Annotated in this window: 18 protein-coding genes; 6 read left to right on the plus strand and 12 right to left on the minus strand. The window is 63.1% G+C overall.

Features of this window, described 5'->3' with window-relative positions:
• Window positions 1–397 precede the first annotated feature (397 nt).
• Window positions 398–2,383 carry a pilus assembly protein TadG-related protein gene (locus tag BFP90_RS16545; RefSeq protein WP_065897442.1) on the plus strand — a complete coding sequence of 662 codons (1,986 nt, stop codon included), beginning with the start codon at window positions 398–400 and terminating at the stop codon, window positions 2,381–2,383.
• Here BFP90_RS16545 and BFP90_RS16550 read toward each other — a convergent pair.
• The gene (locus BFP90_RS16550) at window positions 2,380–5,112 is read right to left on the minus strand and encodes an ATP-binding protein (RefSeq protein ID WP_065897444.1); all 2,733 of its coding nucleotides are present in this window, start codon (window positions 5,110–5,112) and stop codon (window positions 2,380–2,382) included. The two genes, BFP90_RS16545 and BFP90_RS16550, sit on opposite strands and share 4 nt — an antisense overlap.
• Complete coding sequence (locus BFP90_RS16555) at window positions 5,109–5,549, minus strand: TadE family protein (protein ID WP_065886479.1); 441 nt, start codon at window positions 5,547–5,549, stop codon at window positions 5,109–5,111. The genes BFP90_RS16550 and BFP90_RS16555 overlap by 4 nt, the downstream gene beginning before the upstream one ends.
• A 72-nt stretch (window positions 5,550–5,621) precedes the next feature.
• Here BFP90_RS16555 and BFP90_RS16560 point away from each other — a divergent pair, with 72 nt between their 5' ends.
• Both BFP90_RS16560 and BFP90_RS16565 read left to right on the plus strand, forming a co-directional pair.
• Window positions 5,622–6,095 carry a prepilin peptidase gene (locus BFP90_RS16560; RefSeq protein ID WP_083203264.1) on the plus strand — a complete coding sequence of 158 codons (474 nt, stop codon included), beginning with the start codon at window positions 5,622–5,624 and terminating at the stop codon, window positions 6,093–6,095.
• Window positions 6,096–6,220: 125 nt separating this feature from the next.
• Window positions 6,221–7,003 (plus strand): response regulator transcription factor, encoded by a 783-nt coding sequence (locus tag BFP90_RS16565; protein ID WP_065897446.1) that lies wholly within the window; start codon window positions 6,221–6,223, stop codon window positions 7,001–7,003.
• A 125-nt stretch (window positions 7,004–7,128) separates the two neighbouring features.
• Here BFP90_RS16565 and BFP90_RS16570 read toward each other — a convergent pair whose 3' ends face one another.
• Genes BFP90_RS16570 through cpaB form a run of 8 tightly spaced genes read right to left on the minus strand, consistent with a single transcriptional unit; the run spans window position 7,129 to window position 14,544 of the window.
• The gene (locus tag BFP90_RS16570; protein ID WP_065897448.1) at window positions 7,129–7,398 is read right to left on the minus strand and encodes a DUF3613 domain-containing protein; all 270 of its coding nucleotides are present in this window, start codon (window positions 7,396–7,398) and stop codon (window positions 7,129–7,131) included.
• A 2-nt stretch (window positions 7,399–7,400) separates the two neighbouring features.
• On the minus strand, window positions 7,401–8,120 hold the full coding sequence (locus BFP90_RS16575; RefSeq protein ID WP_065897450.1) for a tetratricopeptide repeat protein: 720 nt from the start codon (window positions 8,118–8,120) through the stop codon (window positions 7,401–7,403).
• A 10-nt stretch (window positions 8,121–8,130) separates the two neighbouring features.
• Window positions 8,131–9,024 (minus strand): type II secretion system F family protein, encoded by an 894-nt coding sequence (locus BFP90_RS16580; RefSeq protein ID WP_083203265.1) that lies wholly within the window; start codon window positions 9,022–9,024, stop codon window positions 8,131–8,133.
• Between the two features lies 1 nt (window position 9,025).
• A complete protein-coding gene (locus BFP90_RS16585) occupies window positions 9,026–9,907 on the minus strand; it encodes a type II secretion system F family protein (RefSeq protein ID WP_065894653.1) in 882 nt (293 codons plus the stop codon).
• A gap of 19 nt (window positions 9,908–9,926) precedes the next feature.
• On the minus strand, window positions 9,927–11,189 hold the full coding sequence (locus BFP90_RS16590) for a CpaF family protein (RefSeq protein WP_065897451.1): 1,263 nt from the start codon (window positions 11,187–11,189) through the stop codon (window positions 9,927–9,929).
• Window positions 11,186–12,382 carry an AAA family ATPase gene (locus BFP90_RS16595; RefSeq protein WP_065897453.1) on the minus strand — a complete coding sequence of 399 codons (1,197 nt, stop codon included), beginning with the start codon at window positions 12,380–12,382 and terminating at the stop codon, window positions 11,186–11,188. The genes BFP90_RS16590 and BFP90_RS16595 overlap by 4 nt, the downstream gene beginning before the upstream one ends.
• Complete coding sequence (locus BFP90_RS16600; RefSeq protein ID WP_065897455.1) at window positions 12,379–13,599, minus strand: type II and III secretion system protein family protein; 1,221 nt, start codon at window positions 13,597–13,599, stop codon at window positions 12,379–12,381. Before BFP90_RS16600 ends, BFP90_RS16595 begins: the two co-directional genes overlap by 4 nt.
• 15 nt (window positions 13,600–13,614) lie before the next feature.
• Entirely contained in the window at window positions 13,615–14,544 is a 930-nt protein-coding gene (cpaB, locus tag BFP90_RS16605; protein ID WP_065897457.1) for a Flp pilus assembly protein CpaB, read from the minus strand.
• A gap of 332 nt (window positions 14,545–14,876) precedes the next feature.
• On the opposite strand from cpaB, the gene BFP90_RS16610 reads away from it, so the two are divergent.
• The 3 genes from BFP90_RS16610 to BFP90_RS16620 all read left to right on the plus strand — a co-directional run bounded on the left by BFP90_RS16610 (window position 14,877) and on the right by BFP90_RS16620 (window position 15,761).
• On the plus strand, window positions 14,877–15,074 hold the full coding sequence (locus BFP90_RS16610) for a Flp family type IVb pilin (protein WP_065886488.1): 198 nt from the start codon (window positions 14,877–14,879) through the stop codon (window positions 15,072–15,074).
• A 26-nt stretch (window positions 15,075–15,100) separates the two neighbouring features.
• Complete coding sequence (locus BFP90_RS16615; protein ID WP_065886489.1) at window positions 15,101–15,292, plus strand: Flp family type IVb pilin; 192 nt, start codon at window positions 15,101–15,103, stop codon at window positions 15,290–15,292.
• A gap of 64 nt (window positions 15,293–15,356) precedes the next feature.
• Window positions 15,357–15,761 (plus strand): response regulator, encoded by a 405-nt coding sequence (locus BFP90_RS16620; protein ID WP_065894642.1) that lies wholly within the window; start codon window positions 15,357–15,359, stop codon window positions 15,759–15,761.
• 115 nt (window positions 15,762–15,876) lie between these two features.
• Here the strand turns inward: BFP90_RS16620 and BFP90_RS16625 are convergent, their stop codons facing one another.
• Window positions 15,877–17,559, minus strand: a complete 1,683-nt coding sequence (locus BFP90_RS16625; RefSeq protein WP_065897459.1) for a ShlB/FhaC/HecB family hemolysin secretion/activation protein — start codon at window positions 17,557–17,559, stop codon at window positions 15,877–15,879.
• Window positions 17,560–17,680: 121 nt separating this feature from the next.
• A partial coding sequence (locus BFP90_RS16630; RefSeq protein ID WP_176718047.1) for a collagen-like triple helix repeat-containing protein occupies window positions 17,681–18,572 on the minus strand: 892 nt, incomplete at its 5' end.

Raw genomic sequence — 18,572 nt, forward strand, 5'->3', positions numbered from 1 at the left:
TTAACGGGGCGCCTAAGATCAAAAGCAAAAGCGCGGCGGCCTTAGAGCCGACCGGTATCTTGTGTCGATCACGGTGCAAATGTGGGAGGGGGCTTGCCCCCGATGGCGGCCTCTGGGCCGACCAGGATGCTGGATCAGACCGGGGACATATCCGCTCCTGCGTTCAGCCAGCGTGGTTTGACGGGGCGCCTGAGACCAAGATCAAAAGCCAGATCAAGAGCGACTCGCTTCGCATCTTGGTTAGCGTTGACGGCTATAGCCTGCGAAGTTGTGTAGATATTGTTCATCGGGGCAACCCCCTTCCACATTGACCCTTGCCAGCCGCCACTCTTGTCTACACTCATCCATACCCTCAGGAGCGTAAACGCTCGGCGACGCGCCGGCACAGGAGTGCTCGATGTCTCCCCGATTTCATGGCAAGCAACGTGGCGCTATCGGTCTGATGGCCGTTGGTGTGTTGGCGCTGGTGTTGGCGTTTACTTTGCTGGCGGTGGACAGCGGGCGGCTTTATCTGGAGAAGCGCCGGCTGCAGGGAGTGGCGGATACGGCAGCGCTGGAAGCGGTCAGCCGCAGCGGCACTTGTGCGGCGGGTTTGAGCGCGGCGGCGTTTGCGGCGCAAAGTGTGGCACGCAATCACTTTGTTGTGGGTAGCGGTAATACCTTGGTCACCCGCTGCGGCGCGGTAACCACGGCGGCTTCCGGCCGACGGGTGTTTGCTGCCAACCCGGCGCTGTCGTCAGCCATTGAGGTGGTGGTCGGCAAAACCGTGCCCACCAGCGTGGCCGGTGGGATCTGGTCGATGATGTCGGGTAACTCGGTCAGCCTCAATACCCGGTTGAGCGCGACGGCAGTGGCGGCCAAACCCACCCCGCCGATTGCGCAGTTGAGCATCAGGAGCACGTTGGTTAACTTTGATACCGCCAGTGCCAGCATGATGAACGCGGTGTTCAGTGGGCTGCTCGGTGGTGGGGTCAATGTTTCCGTGCTCGGCTGGAACGGCCTGCTCAACAGCAATATCAATATGCTCAGTTACCTCGATCAATTGGCCGTCGACCTGCATGTCACCGCCGGCGACTACACCCAACTGCTGAGCACCACGGTGAGCGCCTCGCAATTGGTTCAGGCGGCAATCACCGTGTTGGGCAGCGACCCGTTGACGCTGGATGCAGTCACCGCGCTGGGCGCTATCAAAGGGGCGACGCTCAACAATCCGTTGCCGCTCACACTGGGCAAAATCCTGCAACTGCAGACGGGTATCACCGCCGCCGCGCTGAATGCCAATCTTCAGCTGTTTCAGCTGGTCCAGGGCGTGGTGCAACTGGCCGGCAACCAGAGCGCGGCGGCGGTGACGCTGCCCGTCAGCCTGTTGGGGCTGGCCAATATCACCACGCAGATCAAAGTCATGGAGCCGCCGCAGTTATCGGCCATCGGCAATCCGATGCTGGCGGCGGCCAACCCGTTGGGCCCGAATAAAATTTACGTGCGCACCGCCCAACTGCGCACGCAGATAACCGTGAGTTTGCCGGTGCTCGGCAGCCTGTCCGGCTTGACCGCGGCGGTGAATGACCTGGTGGGGCCGCTGACACCGGTCCTCAGCGGCCTGTTGAGCTTGAACCTGGTGACCACGATTAACTCGACGCTTTGCCTGTTGGGCGCCGGTTGCCAACAGTTGGACGTGCTGGCACTGCCGGGCAACCTGCCGCTGAAGATTGTGCTGGATGCCGGCGGCGCCAGCAGCTATGTCACCGCCTATAGCTGCCCGGCGGCAGGCGCGGGCGCCAAGAGCTTGACGGCCTACACCACCACCTCGGCGGCATCGCTGAACGTGGGCAATATCAGCAATGCATTTTCATCCACACAGCCAATGACCGTGGAGCCGTTGGCCTTGATCGATTTCGGCATCAAGACGTGCCATAAGATCCTCGGCATCGGCAGTTGCGACCCTCGTATACCGTTTGCGGGGGGCGGCGTCGGGATCAAGGTGCAAAGCCCGATTGCGGGCAGCAACAGTATCCAGAACCTGGTGTTTTCCAGCACCACGCCCTTTGCCATGCCCGCCAATGTGGGGCTTGCTCCCAGCTATCAAACGTTCGCACCGGCCACCAACCTGGTCAGTGGCCTTACCACAGCCCTCAATGGCGTCGGCATTACTGCTTATCAACCGGTGGGGAGCAACCCCTTGGGAAGCGTGATCGCCGGCACGGTGTCGTTGCTCAGCGGCGTCAGCACGCTGGTGACGCCCATGTTGAACAATGTGCTGAGCCCGCTGCTCAATCCGATCCTCAACAACCTGTTGAGCAGCTTGGGTATCAGCCTGGCAAGCGTGACCGTGGGCGCCAACCTGAGCTGCGGCCAGACCGGCGAGGCCTATCTGGTGATTTAAGCGTCGGCGACCCTGGGCAGTTCCACGCAGAACCGCGCGCCGTGTTCGCCGTTGCTGACGCTGAGGCGTCCGCCCATGTTTTCAACGATACCGTAGCTCACCGACAGGCCCAGCCCGGTCCCCACGCCAATCGGCTTGGTGGTGAAGAACGGCTCGAAGATGCGCTCCAGCAATCGCGGGTCAATGCCGCCGCCGTTGTCTTCGACCCAGATGCGCACGTGGCGGCTGTCGTGTTCGGTGTGCAGCGCGATGCATGGGCGCAGGTCCGGGTGCTTTTCCTTCAGGCTCAATAGCGCATCGCGGGCATTGACCATCAGGTTGATCAGCACTTGCTCCAGCTGGTCGGCGTAGCCTGTGACCTGCACAGGCGTATCGGCCTGGGTCAGTTTGATCTCCACGCCCTTGCCACGCAGGCCTTCGCTGAGCAGTGACAGGGTACCTTCCACCGCCTGCGCCGGGTCGAAGGGGTGCTGCTCGACTTCCGAGCGGCGGCCGAATACGCGCATGTGGTCCACCACCCGCGCCGCGCGTTGTACCTGCGCGTCAATGCGCTGGAGTTTCTCCGTCAGGTAGTCGATCTGCGCGTCGCCATTGCCCAGGCGCTTGAGTACGTTGACGATGGCCATGCGCATCACGTTCAGCGGCTGGTTGATCTCATGGGCCAGGCCGGTGGCCATTTCGCCGAGGGTGGCCATTTTCGCGCTTTGCGTCAGTTGCTGCTGGGAGCGCCGCACTTCGGTGTTGTCGCGGCCCACGGCCTGCACTTCGAGCAGATTGCCGTGTTCGTCGAACACGCCACGGTCCGACCATACCCACCAGGCATGCTCGCGCCCGGGCAGTTGCAGGCTGATTTCCGCCGTGCTGACGGGAAATTCCGGAGTCAGTTGCTCGATGCGCAGCATGAACGCCGCGCGTTGCTCGGGCGATAACCAGTGCCCCAGGTTCAGCCCCGGCAACTGGCCGGGCAGGCACTCCAGGTAGTTGGCCAGGGGCGTGTTGCCAAAGGTCAGGGTCAGGTCCGGACGGTAGCGGCAGATCATCGCCGGAGAGTCTTCCACGAGGATGCGGTAGCGTTCCTCGCTGTCCTTGACCTGTTGCGCGGCCAGGGTGGCCTCGGTGACGTCCAGCCACAGGCCGACCGCCTCCACCGGCAGGCCGAGGTCGTCGCGCAGCAACTTGGCTTCGTCGAGCAGCCAGTGGTAGTCGCCGTGTTTATCCTGGACCCGGTAGCGGCTGCGCACACTGCCTTCGCGCAGCAGTTGGCGCGTACGCTGGAAGTACAGGTCGCGGTCATCCGGGTGGACCCATTGCACCAGGCTGTCGTAGCTGCATTCGGCGAGCGTGCGGCCCAGCAGCGGCAGCAGGCTGTCGCTGAAAAACACCGGCTGCAGGGCGCCTTTCACGTAGCGCTGCACATAGATCACCGCCGGCGAGCTGGCGATCAGGTTGTCCAGGCGGGCGTGGGCGGCGTCGGCTTGCAGTTGCTGGTTCTTGACGTCGCTGATATCGAGCATGAAGCCGATCCAGCGGCGCTGCTCACCGGCGCCCAGGGCCTGGCCCTGCACGCGGTACCAGGTGGGGGGCTGGTCGCTGTCGCCACGGTTGAGGCGCACGCTGGCGAGCAAGGGTTTGCCGAGGGTCTGCAAGTCGTGCAGGCGGCTGTGCAGTTCCTGGCGATCGGCCGGGTGGATGAGGTTCAGCCAGGTTTCCAAGGGTTGACGGGTAGGGCTTTCTTCGCCGCTCAGGTTGCGCATCAATTGCGGTGCGAGCTGGATCTCGCCGCCGGCGGGCAGCAATTCCCACCAGCCGGTGCCCAGCAAACCCTGCAGGGCTTCCTGGCGTTCCAGTTGCAGATGGTGGTGCTGTTCACGCAGACGGCTGAGCAGCGGGGCGGCGAGGGCGGCGGCGAGGTTCAGCCAGTCGCGCTCGTGTGTGTCGGCTTCACCGCTGAAGGCTGCGCACAACAGCCACGCGGCGACACCCTGGGCATCGCGGTAGGGCACCAGGAAACCGTCGGCATTGCCGAACACGCTGTGCAGCCGCGGGTGCTCCCCGTGACCGTAAGTGGCGTGCAGGCTCAAGGGAACGGTGCCGTCGAGGCTGTCCAGGCACGTGCCTAGGCGCTGCCCGGTGTGCCACAACTGCGGCGCGTCATGTTGGGCGTAGTGGCTGTAGATCACCCAGGCCTGGTCCTCTTGATCAACAAGCGCCAGGGCGATACACGGGATTCGCCAACGCTGCGCCACGCTGCACAGTTGGTCGTTGAACACATCGGGCAAGCGGCTGAGGCTGCACACGCGCAATTGCTCGCTGGCCTGACTGGTCAATTGCTGATTCTGTTCACGCTGTTCGGCCAGTCGTCGGCCGCTGAGCAGATCGCCGATATCCACCGCATGCAGCCGCCATTCATTGTCGTGCGGCTCGAGGGTGGCACGGGTGTGCAGCACCTGCCCGGCGATGCCCTGGAAATCCAGGTCAAGGCTATGGCGCTGCCAGTCGGCTGGGACGCCCTCCACCGCCAGGGCGCTATGGGCGCGCAGCAAGGCTCGCAGCGGCGCCGCCTCGGCATGGGGCGCCAGCTGTGAGCGCAGTGTGCCGCTGATACCGAGCACCTGGCCTTGCGCATCCAGTTGCACCTGCAAACCGGCCGAAGGCGGCGCAGCGGGAACGATCGCCAGCGCAGCGCTACGACCAAGCAAACGCCCGAACAGCGTGTCCCTCGAAGTCAAAACTGCAAGCTCGACTGGGCCCGCAGCGTCGCCGGCAACTGCGGCACGCTGCCAATGCCGGGCAGCACGATGAAGGGCATCACCGCCTGTAGATTGGCTGAGGGATAGTCGATCTGTACCGACAGCAGGCCATTCACGAACGTGGTGCTGACATGTGTTGCCGCATCGAAGTGATAGGCGCTGGGGATCCACTTCAGACGGTCGCTGATTGCGCTTCTGGCGGTGGTTTGCACGGCACTGCTGTAGCCCTGCATCGCCGGGTCGAGCCCCACGCTGAGGCGTACCGCTTCGGCGGTGGCCTGGTTGAACGACTGCAGCAACAGCAGCGGCAGGCTATAGCTGACCATGCCGTAGAACACCGCGAAAAAAATCACGAAGACGGCCACGAACTCGATCGCGGCTGTGCCTTTCTGCTTGTGGGGGAGGCTAGTTTTCATCACCGCGTCTACCCTGACGGCTACTACTTGATATCAGCATAGAATCAATCAGCGAAAAGGCAGGTTTTTTACGTGATCCAGGGTGTGGTGGTGATGGTGTGGTTGGTGGTGTGTGCGGTGCAGGACACGCGGCAGCGATTGCTCGCCAACCGCCTGACGCTGGGGGTTGCATTGCTGGGCGGGGTCTACTTGTTCTGGACCGGCAGCACCTGGCTCGGTGCCTCGGTCGGCCAAGGCCTGTGGGCATTTGTGCTGGCGCTGCTGTTGACCTTGCCTGGTTACGCCCTGGGCCGTCTCGGCGCCGGGGATGTGAAGCTGCTCGCAGCCCTGGCACTGGTGTCGGACGCCGAGTATTTATTGGGCGCGTTTATCGGCGCCGCCCTGACGAGTGTGCTCTGGCTGTTGCTGGCGCCAAAGCTCTGGCCGCTTATGGGTCAAAGGCTTACAAATTGCCTCGGGCACCTGGCCCCCGAACCGTCAAAAAAACTGCCGTTTGCGCCCTTCCTGCTGGTGGGATTTACGCTGGTCTGGTTTTGGATCCACTGAGCGCCGCAGGGCTCTGGCGCTATGTACAGAGTCGGGAAGTACGTCTACGTTTAATAAGGCGTTGTATAGGAATTGAGTGGTTTGAGGATGGGTCAATCTTTGGCTTGCCAGGCATGGAGTAGCGCGTGAACAAGCTTAATTCTGCGGTAAAAGTGCTCGTGGTCGACGATCAGCCGCTGATCGTGGAAGAGCTGTGTGAGTTTCTTGAAAGCAGCGGGTTCCGTTGTGTCCCCTGTGAGTCCAGTCAGCAAGCCTTGAAACGCTTTGGCGAAGACAGTGAAATCGGGTTGGTGCTGTGCGATCTGCATATGCCGGGCATGGACGGCATCGAGTTGGTCCAGGCGCTGCAAAAGATTGCCGGCAGGCAGCGGGTGTTCGAGTCGATCATGTTGACCGGGCGCTCCGACAAGCAGGACGTGATCAAGGCCCTGCGCGCCGGCATTGCGGACTACTACCAGAAGCCAATCAATCTGGACGAATTGCTCGAAGGTTTGCAGCGCCAGGAAGTCGCGTTGCAGGAGCGCAGGAAAGACCTGCAACTGGGCAACCTGAACCAGAAGCTGCAATTTCTCTCCGAAACGATCGACGACCTGTACCAGGACCTCGATAAAGTGCGGCGCAGTCCGGCTGGGCCGGACGCTGAAGAGGCCTCGACGCAGGAGGCGGGCCAGGTTGAAATGCCTGCGATTTTCCACCAGTTGTCACCGCGCCAACTGGACGTGGCCAGGCTGGTCGGAAAGGGCCAGACCAATTATCAGATTGCCTGCGAACTGGGCATCACCGAGAACACCGTCAAGCTGTATGTTTCCCAAGTGCTGCGGCTGACGCATATGCATAACCGCACGCAGTTGGCGCTGGCGCTGGCGCCCAACAACGCGGCGATGCGCCAGCGGGTGACGGCGCACTGAAGGCAACGGGTCAATGTAGGAGCGAGCTTGCTCGCGAAAAACGTCAACGATAACGCGTGTTTTCTGAATGAACGCGGCGCCTGTGAGTTTTTCGCGAGCAAGCTCGCTCCTACATTTTTGCGTGCTCAGTTGCCGCCCTCGGTTTTTCCGCCGACTTTCTGCTCGAAAAACTCCGGAATCTCATGCTTGAAGCTGTCCAGCCAGCGCTGCGCGGCCAGGTCGCGTTCGGCGGCGGAGGCTGCCTGTGGCGTGGTGGATGCCGCTCGGCCACTGACCTGCAGGGCCAGCCAGTCCTCCGTGGCGGCCTGCTGCGGGGAGGACGGGCCGGGCTCGATGGCCATGACGCTGAGGGGCAGGGCCAGCGCGGCGAGGCTGGCAAGACAGGGCAGTTTCATCGTCAATTCCTCGGGTTGCTATGGGCTTCACTGACCGTGGCGATCTGATCCTTGGCCTTTGTGGCCTTGACGCTTGAGGCCTTGAGTTGCTCGGCGCGGGCCTGGGCCTGGGTGACTTGTTCGGGCCCCAGGCCTGTCTGGCTGACCACCTGCGCGGCCTGCTTCCAGTTGTCTTGATAGATCAGCAGCGTCACCAGATTGATGGCCGCCAGCGGGTCGCTCTGCTTGAGCTCCATGGCGGTCATGAATTCAAACCGTGCATCTTCCAGGCGCAGTTGGTTGAGGTACACCACGCCCAGGTCATTGCGGATTTTCTCGTCGGTGGGCGCCAGCCGCGCCGCGCGCTGCAAATGGGCCATGGCCAGGCTGTTGTCGCCTTTGGCCGCGGCCATTTGCCCCAGGCCGTGTTCGCCTTCGGCGGCCATGCAGGTGCCGAGCAGGCTGCGGTACAGCGGCTCGGCGCTGCGCCCGAGCAAGCGATACGCCTTGGCCTGGCGCAGGCGCACCTGGGGCAAACTGGCCGGCAGGGTGTGCAGGTTGGCCAGGCTGGCGTGCAGTTTGCCGTCGTTGGCCATTTCATCGGCCAGGTTCAACGACAGCGTCTGTTCGGCGTCGGGCTTGGGGCAACTGCCGGTGGCCGTCAGGGCGCTCCAGGGGGTTTGACCATCGGTGGCGCAACCACCGAGCAGCACCAGGCTCAAACCGGCGATCAAGGCTTTCATCGAGGATTCCTCATAAGTTACTCAAGGCCCGGGTGATGCCGATGAGTGCCGGCCCCCCGAGCACGATCAGCAAGGCGGGAAACAGAAACACCATCATCACCACCGACATCTTCGCTGACATCTTCGACACAAATTCCTGGATGCGGGTCAGGCGCCGGTCGTCGAGCAATTGCTTGAGCGCCAGCAACGACTTCATCGCGCCGGCGCCCTGATGAACCAGTTGCTGGAGGATGATGCAGGTGTCGGTGAACTCGTCCACGGCCAGCAGCCTGGCGGTCTTGCCCAACTCTTCACTGAGCTCAAGGCCGGAGTCGACCCGGTTCAGGATCAGCCGCAATTCATGGGTCAGCGCCGGCAGCAGGCGTTGCGCTTCGATGCTCAATACACGCAGCGCCTGTTCGACCGCCATGCCCGATTCGAACAGGATGCGCAGCAGCGGAATGAACGTCGAGACTTCCTGGGAGATGCGCTGCTGGCGGGCCTTGGCCACGCTGGCCAGGATGCGTTTGGGCAACAGGTAGCCGATGCCGAGCGCGATCAGGGGCACCAGCCATGGCGAGTCGCCCTTGGGAAACAGCACCTGCTGCGTGATCAGGGTCACGATCAGCAGCAGCACCGGCGTGCCGATCTGGAAGGCGGCGAACATCGAGCGCTGGTTGGCTTTGCGCCAACCCACGCGGTTGAGCAGGGTCTGGGTTTCGTTGTCCAGACTGATCGAGCGTTGCGCCAGCGGGCTGTTGCCCAAGTGCCGCATCATCGCACCGAGACGGTGTTCGCGACCCATCCGGCCTTGCAGACGCTGGGCAACCAGGCGCTGACCACGCCGATGTTTGATCAGGTTGGCCAGCACCAGCGCCAGGGCGGCCAGAAACAACACGGCGCTGATCAGCAATGAAATAGCCATTTCATACGCTCCGCAACATGCGCCACAGGGTGAAGCAGCCGAGCACCTGCATGATCAGGGCGACAAACAACAGCAGGCGGCCGGTGCCGTCGTTCCACATGGTCATCAGGTAGTCCGGGTTGACCGCCAGGAAATAGCCCACCATCGAAATGGGCAACGCGGTGAGCACGTAGGCGGTCACCCGGGTTTCGCCGGTCAGGGCGCGCAGCTGGCGCGCGGCTTGCTCGCGCTCGCGGATCATCTTGATCAGGTTTTCCAACAGCTCGCTGGCATTGCCGCCGTAGCGGTGATTGACCTTCAAGCCCAGGGCGAACAGACGGAACTCGTCGCGTTCGTAGAATTCGGCGAAATCGTGGGCGGACTCCGGCAGGCTGACGCCCAGTTGCACGTTGCGCCGCATTCGGCCCATGGCATTTTTCAGCGGGTCTTCGGCCACCTCGATACCGCCCAGCACCGCGTCGGCCAGGGTGCGTCCGGCCTTGAGACTGCGCACGGTGTGGTCGAGCAATGGCGGCAGTTGCTCGATCATGCGTTTGATCCGGCGCTGGTAACGCCAGGCGAGGTACAGGCGCAGCAGCACGGGCGGCAACAGCAGCATCACCAGCAGGCCGAGCCAACCGGCGAGCATCACCCCCAGCACGGCGCCCAGGCCCCAGGCGGTCAGCCACAGGCGCAGGTTGTCACTGGGTTTGCCCAGGCCGGCGCGCAGGAACATGCGTTCCACGCCGCTCCAGGAAGCGCTCTCTTCGACGAGCTGCGGCTGGCCTTCGGCGAGGCGGTCCAGTACGCGTTCGGTCCGGGCGCGGCGCAAGCCGTTCTGGAATGAGCGGACCGACAGGCCGATCAGGATCAGGCAGATGCACAGCAGGATGGCCCCGGTCATGCTCGATTCCCCTCCAGGGCTAGGCCGGTTCGCGGCGCAGTTTTTCGCCGGCCGGGTTGAGCGCCTCGCGCACGAAGCCGAAGCCGGTACGCCGGTCATGGCGAAACAGCGTGTTGGTCACGTACACGTCGTCGCGGATGCCCACCACTTCGACCACCTCGCTGACGCAACGACGACCGTCCGGCAGGCGGGTCAACTGGACCACCACATCCAGTGCCGCGCAGATCATCTGGCGCAGGGTCTTTTCCGCGACCACGCGGCCGGTCAGGCCCACCAGGGTTTCCAGGCGCAGCAGGGCATCGGCGGCATTGTTGGCGTGCACGGTGCTCATGGAACCGTCGTGGCCGGTGTTCATTGCGGTGAGGACATCGATCACTTCCACGCCGCGAATTTCGCCGAGGATGATGCGGTCGGGGCGCATACGCAGGGCGTTGCGGATCAGGTCGCTGGCCTTGACCTCGCCATGGCCCTCGGCATTCGGTGGACGGGTTTCCAGGCGTACCACGTGGGGGTGGGCCAGTTGCAGTTCGGCCACGTCCTCGATGGTGACCAGGCGTTGATGGGGGTTGATCAGCTGACTGAGGATGTTCAGCAGTGTGGTTTTACCGGTGCCGGTGCCGCCGCTGATGAGGATGTTGCAACGCTTGCCCACCGCTTCCTGGAAGAAGTCGAAAATGTTCTGGTCAATGGTCTGCATGGCCACCAGATCGCTGCTTTTGAGCATGTCCCTGCGAAATTTTCGAATCGACAGGCACGGCCCGTCCAGGGCAATCGGCGGGATGATCGCATTGACCCGGCTGCCATCGGGCAAGCGTGCGTCGACCATCGGCGACGACTCATCCAGGCGCCGCCCCAGCGGCGCGAGGATGCGCTGCATGACGCGCTCCACATGGTGCGCGTCGATAAAGCGCAGGTCGCTCTGGTGCAGCAGGCCGTCACGCTCGATAAACACCCGGTGCGGGCCATTGACCAGGATTTCGGTGACGGCCGGGTCGCGCAGCAGCACTTCCAGCGGGCCGAAACCGGTCAGTTCGTCGACGATTTCTTCGGCCAGGCGCTCCATCTCATAGCGCGAGATCGCCAGGTGCATGCGGTTGATGTACTCGGCGACTTTGTCGATGACAAATTGCGCCAGCGACTGGCGCGAGCCTTCCAGCAGGTTTTTCCCCGACTCTTCGATGGCATCGATGATGTAGCGGTGCAGCACCAGTTTCAGGCCGTCGTGGTCGGTGTTGCCACCCACGCTTCGTGCGGGGGCGCCGAAGAGTTTTTCGCTGGTCATTTATCGGCTCCCAACAAGCGCTCCAGCCAGCGGCTGGAGGATTTTCGATTGGCGTCTTCCGAGCGTTTCGCCAGGCGCTGGCCGAGGGTTTTGAGCGCCTGAGTCAGGGCTTCGCGCGGTGTCAGCGCAAACAGGGTTTGCCCCTGGTTCTCGGCGTTCAGCCGGACCTCTGCGCTCAGCGGCAACACGGCAATCACTTCCAGGCCGAAGCTTTTGCTCAAGGCATCGGCGTCCGGCGCGCAGCCTTTGACGTAGCGATCGATCAGCAGCCTGGCATGGTCGAGCTTCATGCCTTTTTCGCGCCACAGGTTCAATACGGCGAGGTTGCGCCGGCAGTCCAGCACGCTCTGGTCGGTGTACCACAGCAGCTTGTCGCAATGGCTGACAAAGGTACGCAGGGCTTCGCTGTCCGGCTGGCCGGCAAGGTTCACCACAATGTGCTGGAAGTGTTGGCGCAGCGCACTGAGCAGCATGTAGAGCTCGGCGGCGCTGGTGCGCTCCAGGGGCTCGTCGTTGTGCGTGTAGGCGAGAATGCGCAGGCCGCCTTCGGCCGAGGTAAAGGCGCTGTTGATCAGGGTGGTGTCCAGCCGCCTCAGGTGGCGCAGGGCATCGCCGAAGTTGAACGAGCTTTCCAGGCCCAGCAGCGCCAGGCTGTCACCGCGTGGCAGGCCCAGATCGAGCAACAGCGTCTGCTGGCCGCTCTTTTGCACCACCAGCGCCAGGTGGCTGGTGAGCAGTGCGCCGTCCGAACTGCCCTGGGTGCCGTACAGTACCGAGAGGCCGCCCAGCAGCGTGTTGGTCGCCACCGGCGGCAGGCGCTTGCTCAGGCGGCGGACCAGGCCTGCGACTTCGCTGGAGCGCGAGCCGTAGGCGACGAAGTCCCGCGCTCCGGCGCGCATGGCATTGAGCACCAACTGGTTATCCATGCCGTCACCGAGGGCGACGATGGCCAGCATCGGCTTGGCTTCCAGGGCGCCTTCGATCAGCGCGCTCTGGGCCACCAGGTGCTCGCGGTCAAGGCCGACGAACACCAGGTTGGCGAAGGTTACATCGACCAGGGCGAGCAATTCATCGAGGGTGCCGCTGCCGGCGCTGACCACTTGGCCAAGGGGCGCCAGCGCGCCCTGCAGCCACTCCAGGTCGGTGGTGTTGCGGGTGATTGCCAGGAACGTCTGGCTCAGGTTGTCGCTCATTGGGACAGCCCGTTGAGCCGGTCGAAATTACCGTTTTCCAGGAAGAACAGGCGGTACCAGTTCGGGTCATAGTTGCGCACTTTTTCACCGGGCAACGCCGGCAGTTGGGCATTGGCCGCCAGTGGTTGCACAAGGTGCGGCGTGACGATCATCAGCAGCTCCTTGTCTTCGCGTCGGACCGAGGAATCGCGAAAGAACGCCCCCAGGATCGGGATGTCACCCAGGCCGGGAAACTTGCCGATGTTGGTGGTGGTGTTGCTGCTGATCAGGCCGCTGATCACAAAGCTTTCGCCGTCGGCCAGGGACACGCTGGTATCGGTGCGGCGGATGGTCAGGGCCGGCACGCGGATATTTTCGATGACCACGGCGTTGGTGTAGTCGAGCTCGCTGACCTCCGGCGCCACCTTGAGGGAGATGCGGTTACGGTCGACCACGGTCGGCGTGAGGGTCAGGCGGATGCCGAATTCCTTGTACTCGATCGAGATGGTGTCGCTGCCGCTGCTCGGCACCGGCACCGGGATTTCACCCCCGGCGAGAAAGGTTGCGCTTTGCCCGCTCATGGCCACCAGGCTTGGCCGGGCAAGGGTGTAGGCGAAGCCGCTGCTTTCCAGGGCATTGATCATCGCCGAGACGCGCCCACCGCCAAAGCCGATATTGAAGTTGTCCGCGCTCACCGGCAGTTTGAAGGTGCTGGGTGTGGGGAACAGCAAGTTCGGGCTGCCGAGGAAGAAGTTGTTGCCGATGCCGAGGATCTTGGTGCTGGCCTCCTTGAGTTTGGTACGGCTGACTTCGACGAAGCGGATGTCGGTCTGGACCTGGCTGGGCAGCAGCGGATCATCGGCCGGTGACAGCGACAGGCTGGTCAAGGCGCTGTTGGCCTTGCCCTTGACGAAGACCATGCTCTGGCGCGGCGTGGTCGAGCAGGCGGTCCAGACCATCAGGCTGGTGGTGCCGGGGCCGACGCCGGTGAGCAGGAAGCCCCGGTCGCCATTGAGATGAACGTCGGCGATTTTCGGATCGCCAATGGCCAGGCGCGTGATCGCCACCGGCGATTGCAGTGCCTGTTGCAGGCCCTCGCCGACTGACAACGCGGCGGGCAATTGTCCAAGGCTGGCGCAATTGCCCTGAGCGGCCACGGCCAGGCTCATGGACAGGTGCGACAGCAGCAGGGCGCAGGCGATTTTCCCTGTGAACACCGGTATGAAACGTCGGCTCATGCACAGCATCCTTGTTCAGTCGGGTGTTTGTTGGGTTGCTTGATTGCCACGGATCACCTCGACACCGGCCCGGCGCGGGGCACTGCTCTGGGCTACTTTCCTGGGGGCCTGGGTGAAGGCCAATTGCGTGAACTGATAAAGGTCGCGGTTAGCGTTCTGCAGGTTGCCCGGCGCGTCGCCTTCGCCGGCCCAGTAACGGCTCAGCAAGCGTTCGTCGGCGCTGCGCACGGCCAGGCGCAAGGTGCCGGCCTGGGTGGCCAGCATCAGCCGGCTCAACAGCTGTTCGGGCACGGCCAGCACCACCGTGCGTGAGGGGGCTTGGCGCTGGGCTTTCTCTTCGGCGGTGAGCGCACGAGCAGACGCCGGGGTACCGTCGTTGGTCAGGCCCATCTGGTCACCGACACTGAGCAGGCGTATGGCGGGGATCACCACTTGGGCCGATTGTTCAAGGTTGGCGGCGTCCTGGCGCAGGTACAGCAGCACGTCCACATAGTCGCCGGGACTCAACTGGCCGGCGGCGCCAATCACTTCATCGACGGCGACGGCCAGGGCGCGTTCATCGGCACGGATCATGCGCGCCAGCGGCCCACCGGGGGTGAAGCTTTCGTCGTTCAACCAACTGCCGGCGCTGAGTGCGCGCCACGGTGTACGGCCGATGGCCTGCTCGACACTGCTCAAACTGCCGGCCGGTGCCGTGCGCAGTTTTTCGATGCTCAGATCAGCGGCCACCAGGGCGACGAAGGGGGACACATCGTGGGCCAGGACGACGACCGATTGACGGGTCTGGTCTTCCACCGCGGCAACGGCTTGTTCGGCGGGAGCTGCCGCGGGTGGCGGTGGCGGCGCCGGGGCGGGCTCACGGCTGAGGACCAAGCCCCAATAGCCGGCAAACAGCGCACCGACCAGTAACACACCGGCCAGTACCATGCTCAGACGCGTGTTCATGACGGCTCTCCATTTCCTGCTACACCACAGCCCGCCTATCCAGCAGGCTCACGTCGCAGCCTGGCTGCTATGAACAGTGACTAACTATTTCGCTATTTGACGGTAGTTCAGCTAGGACGAAATGCCATTACTGACGCAAAGATTTCTTCGGCATGCAAGGTGCGCCCCCTTTGAAAACACGCATTTACGAGGTCAGGAAGGCCCCTACTACTTTATGACTAGTCAATTCTTACAGTTGTGAGGCCGGGGTTTGTTGGCAATGCTCAGGTGGCACATCGCAATTACTGTGCAGCACCGGGATAGGGCGCTTGGTCGCCTGAGGAGAAGTGTTTATGTTGCTTGATCTGTTGATTCGACTTCACGTGCAACTTCAGTTGCTGTTTCAGCGCAAGGAAGGGGCTACGGCCATCGAGTACCTCATTCTGGTCGCCATCGTGGCATTGGTCATACTGGCAGCCGGGACCACCCTGAAGCCTCAGATCACCGCGTTCTTCACCAAAATCACCACAGCGATTACCCCAACGCCCTAAGCAGTCGGAGCGCAAGGAGCAGGATCATGATCCTCAATCTGTTGATGAAACTCTGTGTTCAACTGCGGGTGCTCTTTGCGCGTAAAGAGGCGGCCACAGCGATTGAATACCTCATTCTTGTGGCCATCGTCGCGCTTGTGATATTGGCAGCCGGAACTACACTGTCGCCACAGATCACCGCGTTGTTTGAGAAAATTACAGGCACCATCACGCCCTGACCCTCAGGCAGGCAGCACTGCGCGGGTACTTTAGGTTTTTGATTGGCAAGATCAGGACGTGCCCATGAACGCTGCTGTATCCCCCCGCCAGCAAATCCTGCTGGTGGACGACGAAGAGGATGCCCTCGTTGAACTGGCGGAGTCGCTGGAGAACGAGGGCTTCGTTTGTTTTACTGCCACCTCCGTGACATTCGCTTTGCAGGAACTCACCCTGCACCCTGATATCGCCCTGGTCATCACCGACCTGCGCATGCCCGAGGAAAGCGGGATTTCCTTGATCAAGCGCCTGCGCGAACACACTTCCCGTTCCCACCTGCCGGTGATCGTGATGTCCGGCCATGCCGAGATGGATGACGTCAGCGACATGCTGCGCCTGCAGGTGCTGGACTTGTTTCGCAAGCCCATCTATCTGGTGCGGCTGATCGATACGCTCAACAGTCTTTTCCCCCGGACAATTCATCAACTGTAGGTGTAGGAGCGAGCTTGCTCGCGAAGAACGTCAAGGCGACGCGGGGAAACTGGATGCCCGCGTCATCGTTAGCGTTCTTCGCGAGCAAGCTCGCTCCTACAGGAATGTTTGGCGTTTACAGCTGATAACTGAAGCTCAGCGTATACCGCGCACGCCGGTTGAAGCTGTCCAGGGCGATGTCCGACATCGGCTTGGCGGCTTCCAGGGCGATGTTGTAGTACTTGTTATCGCCAAAGCGCAAACCCACCGCCGCCGAGGACATGTCGCCGGCCTTGACCGGCAGGTCGTTGAACCAGGTCCTGGCACGGTCGAGCACCACGTAGGGTTGCAGCACCTTCAGCCAATTGCCGACGCGGTTGAAGCTGTAGTTGACCTCGTACGCCACGCCCCATCCCTTGTCGCCCGAGCCCTGGTCGTCGGGGTAGCCACGGCCGAAGTTCTGCCCGCCAAACGCGGCGCGTTCGCTGTCGGGCAGGCTGTTGTCGCTCCAGTAGAGCGCACCTGAAAGCACGCCTTGCCAGTTGTCGAAGAACTTGTCGCTTTGCACGCCGGACAGGCGCAGGCGGAAGAAGTCGAGGTCCGGTTTGGCCACGTCCAGGTCACTGCGCGCCTTGGCGCCCACACCGTCGATGCCGTGATACAGGCCGCCGGTGAGGATGCGCAGCTGTCGCGCGTCGGCCTTGCGCCAGTCGCCCTCGAACGCCAGGGCACGCAGGTTGGATTCGATATCAAAGCGCAGCGGGTAGCCCACCAGTTTGTAGCGGGTGGTCTGGTCCACCGCGTACAGGCGCGTGCCCAGGGTGAGTGACTCGGTGGGCGAGGCAATGAAGGGGTGGCTCAGGCCGATGGAGTAGCGATCGATCGACTGATGGGGCTTGAGTTCGAAGCCGCCGTCCAGTTGCACACGGCTGTGGGGATCGGCGCGATAACGCTCTGCGGCGAGTGCCAGTTGGGTGCCCTCGGCATTGATGAACTGGTTGTAGTCCACGCGGTAGTAGTGCTCTTTGTCTTCGCCCGGTGGGAACAGGCCACTGACGCTCAACTGTTCGCCCAGGGCGGTTTGCGCATGGCTGGTGGCGCTGAGCAAGGCTTGGGTGCCGCCCCGGCTTTTCTGCACAAGGCTCATGCTGGTGGTGAAGGGCTTGCGGCTGGCCTGGATCTGCATGTGCGTGGCGCCATCGGTGGTGCCCGGCGGCGGCACTTGCGCCTGTACGGTGAGGCCGGGGATGCGGCTCATCAGGGTGGTGTAGCGCTCGAAGGTCTTGCGCGTGAGGGGGCGTTCGGCGAGGAGCTTTTGCGCCAGGTTGTCGACATAGGCCGACACCGCACCGACATCGCCGGTTTGCTGGTAATCCTTGATGTAGCCTTCCACCAGAACCACGCGGACCAGGCCGTTTTCGAAGGTCTGTTGCGGTAGGAACGCGTAGGACAACAGGTAGCCGTCCTGCTGATAGCGACGGGTGATGCCTCGGGTGGCTTCGATCAATTGCGCAAGATTGGTCTCATGGCCAATCAGCGGTGCATAGGCCTGGGCCGTCTCGGTGAGCGGATAGATCGTGCCGCCTTCGATCTGCAGTTTGCGGATGGTCACCCTGGTGTCCATCAACAGGGGCTGGCCGGCGGTGGGTTGTGCTTCAGGCACCTGGGTTTGCGGCGTGGCCGGTCGATAGGCGTCGGCGGGCAGGTTGGGTACCGGCAAGGTGCGGATGGTGTCATTGCTGTTGAGGAAGGTGGGAAGGGTCTCGGCCTGGGCGTAAGCACTGAGGGTCAGCAGGAACAACGGCGTGAACATGCGCATCGGACACTCCATGGTCAACTGCGGCAGCCCAGCAAAAAGACGAGAGACTGACTCCGTGTCTCTCGTCTCAACCAAGCGTAGGCGCCGCAGGGGAGACCGTCTAATCGGCCAGGTGCATTTTCTATCTGCCGGTCAGGCCGTTCACCAAACCGCCCAGGCCTCCGGTTGTTGCAGTGCCGCCGGTGCCGCCTGTGACCAGGCCGCCCACCGAGCCTACCGTATTGCCCACGGCGGTTACGGTGGTGCCCAGGGTCGTGGTGACCGGGTTGGCGCTGGCTGTGCTCAGGTTAGTGCCCAGGCTGCTGACGGCGCCGCCGACTTGAGTCACCAGGCCGTTGACCGGAGCACCGACGCCGGTGGTGGTGCCGATGTTTTGCGTCACTGTGGTGACGCCGGAGGTCACCGGGTTCAAGGCTGCGCCGACGTTGGCGGTCACGGTTGCGACCGGGGCGGTGGCGCCGGTGTTGGCGACACCCGTGCCACCCAGTACGGTGCCCACCGAGGCAATGGTGTTGCCCAATGCGCCGCCGGTCACACCGGCTGCACTGACGGTGCCGTTGGTGTTGCCGACGTTGAGGCCGGTGCCTGCGTTGTTCACCAGGCCGCCGACCAGCTCCGGTATACCGGGGGCTGCGGCGCCGCCGGTGGGCGCGACATAGCCGCCGGACTGGTCGAGCGTGCCGCCGACGCCCGTCAGCACGTTGCCGACAAGCGTGGTCACAGGGTTGCCGCTACCGCCGGTGCTGGCGACCTGGGTGCCGAGGCCGGTGACGGCGGCGCCCACTTTGCCCACCAGGCCGTTGACAGGCCTACCCAGGCCGGTGGCATTGCCGAGGTTGCCGGTGGTGTTTTCCACCAGTGAAACCACCGGCACCAGTACCCTGCGGTTCACGTTGCCGGTCAGGGAGCCCAAGGGACCGGTGGTGCTGGCGGTGCTGAGGGTGTCGCCGAGCATTGTCACTGCGGTGCCCACGTTATCCACCACACCACCGACTGCGCCGCCCACGCCGCCG

It is taken from the genome of Pseudomonas sp. 24 E 13 (assembly GCF_900004715.1).
In the GTDB taxonomy this organism is placed as follows: Bacteria; Pseudomonadota; Gammaproteobacteria; order Pseudomonadales; family Pseudomonadaceae; genus Aquipseudomonas; species Aquipseudomonas orientalis_A.

Coding starts and splice junctions, on each gene's coding strand:
- BFP90_RS16545 (WP_065897442.1), top strand. CDS start 398: ATGTCTCCCCGATTTCATGGCAAGCAACGTGGCGCTATCGGTCTGATG.
- BFP90_RS16555 (WP_065886479.1), bottom strand. CDS start 5,549: ATGAAAACTAGCCTCCCCCACAAGCAGAAAGGCACAGCCGCGATCGAG.
- BFP90_RS16570 (WP_065897448.1), bottom strand. CDS start 7,398: ATGAAACTGCCCTGTCTTGCCAGCCTCGCCGCGCTGGCCCTGCCCCTC.
- BFP90_RS16575 (WP_065897450.1), bottom strand. CDS start 8,120: ATGAAAGCCTTGATCGCCGGTTTGAGCCTGGTGCTGCTCGGTGGTTGC.
- BFP90_RS16580 (WP_083203265.1), bottom strand. CDS start 9,024: ATGGCTATTTCATTGCTGATCAGCGCCGTGTTGTTTCTGGCCGCCCTG.
- BFP90_RS16585 (WP_065894653.1), bottom strand. CDS start 9,907: ATGACCGGGGCCATCCTGCTGTGCATCTGCCTGATCCTGATCGGCCTG.
- BFP90_RS16590 (WP_065897451.1), bottom strand. CDS start 11,189: ATGACCAGCGAAAAACTCTTCGGCGCCCCCGCACGAAGCGTGGGTGGC.
- BFP90_RS16595 (WP_065897453.1), bottom strand. CDS start 12,382: ATGAGCGACAACCTGAGCCAGACGTTCCTGGCAATCACCCGCAACACC.
- BFP90_RS16600 (WP_065897455.1), bottom strand. CDS start 13,599: ATGAGCCGACGTTTCATACCGGTGTTCACAGGGAAAATCGCCTGCGCC.
- cpaB (WP_065897457.1), bottom strand. CDS start 14,544: ATGAACACGCGTCTGAGCATGGTACTGGCCGGTGTGTTACTGGTCGGT.
- BFP90_RS16610 (WP_065886488.1), top strand. CDS start 14,877: ATGTTGCTTGATCTGTTGATTCGACTTCACGTGCAACTTCAGTTGCTG.
- BFP90_RS16615 (WP_065886489.1), top strand. CDS start 15,101: ATGATCCTCAATCTGTTGATGAAACTCTGTGTTCAACTGCGGGTGCTC.
- BFP90_RS16620 (WP_065894642.1), top strand. CDS start 15,357: ATGAACGCTGCTGTATCCCCCCGCCAGCAAATCCTGCTGGTGGACGAC.
- BFP90_RS16625 (WP_065897459.1), bottom strand. CDS start 17,559: ATGCGCATGTTCACGCCGTTGTTCCTGCTGACCCTCAGTGCTTACGCC.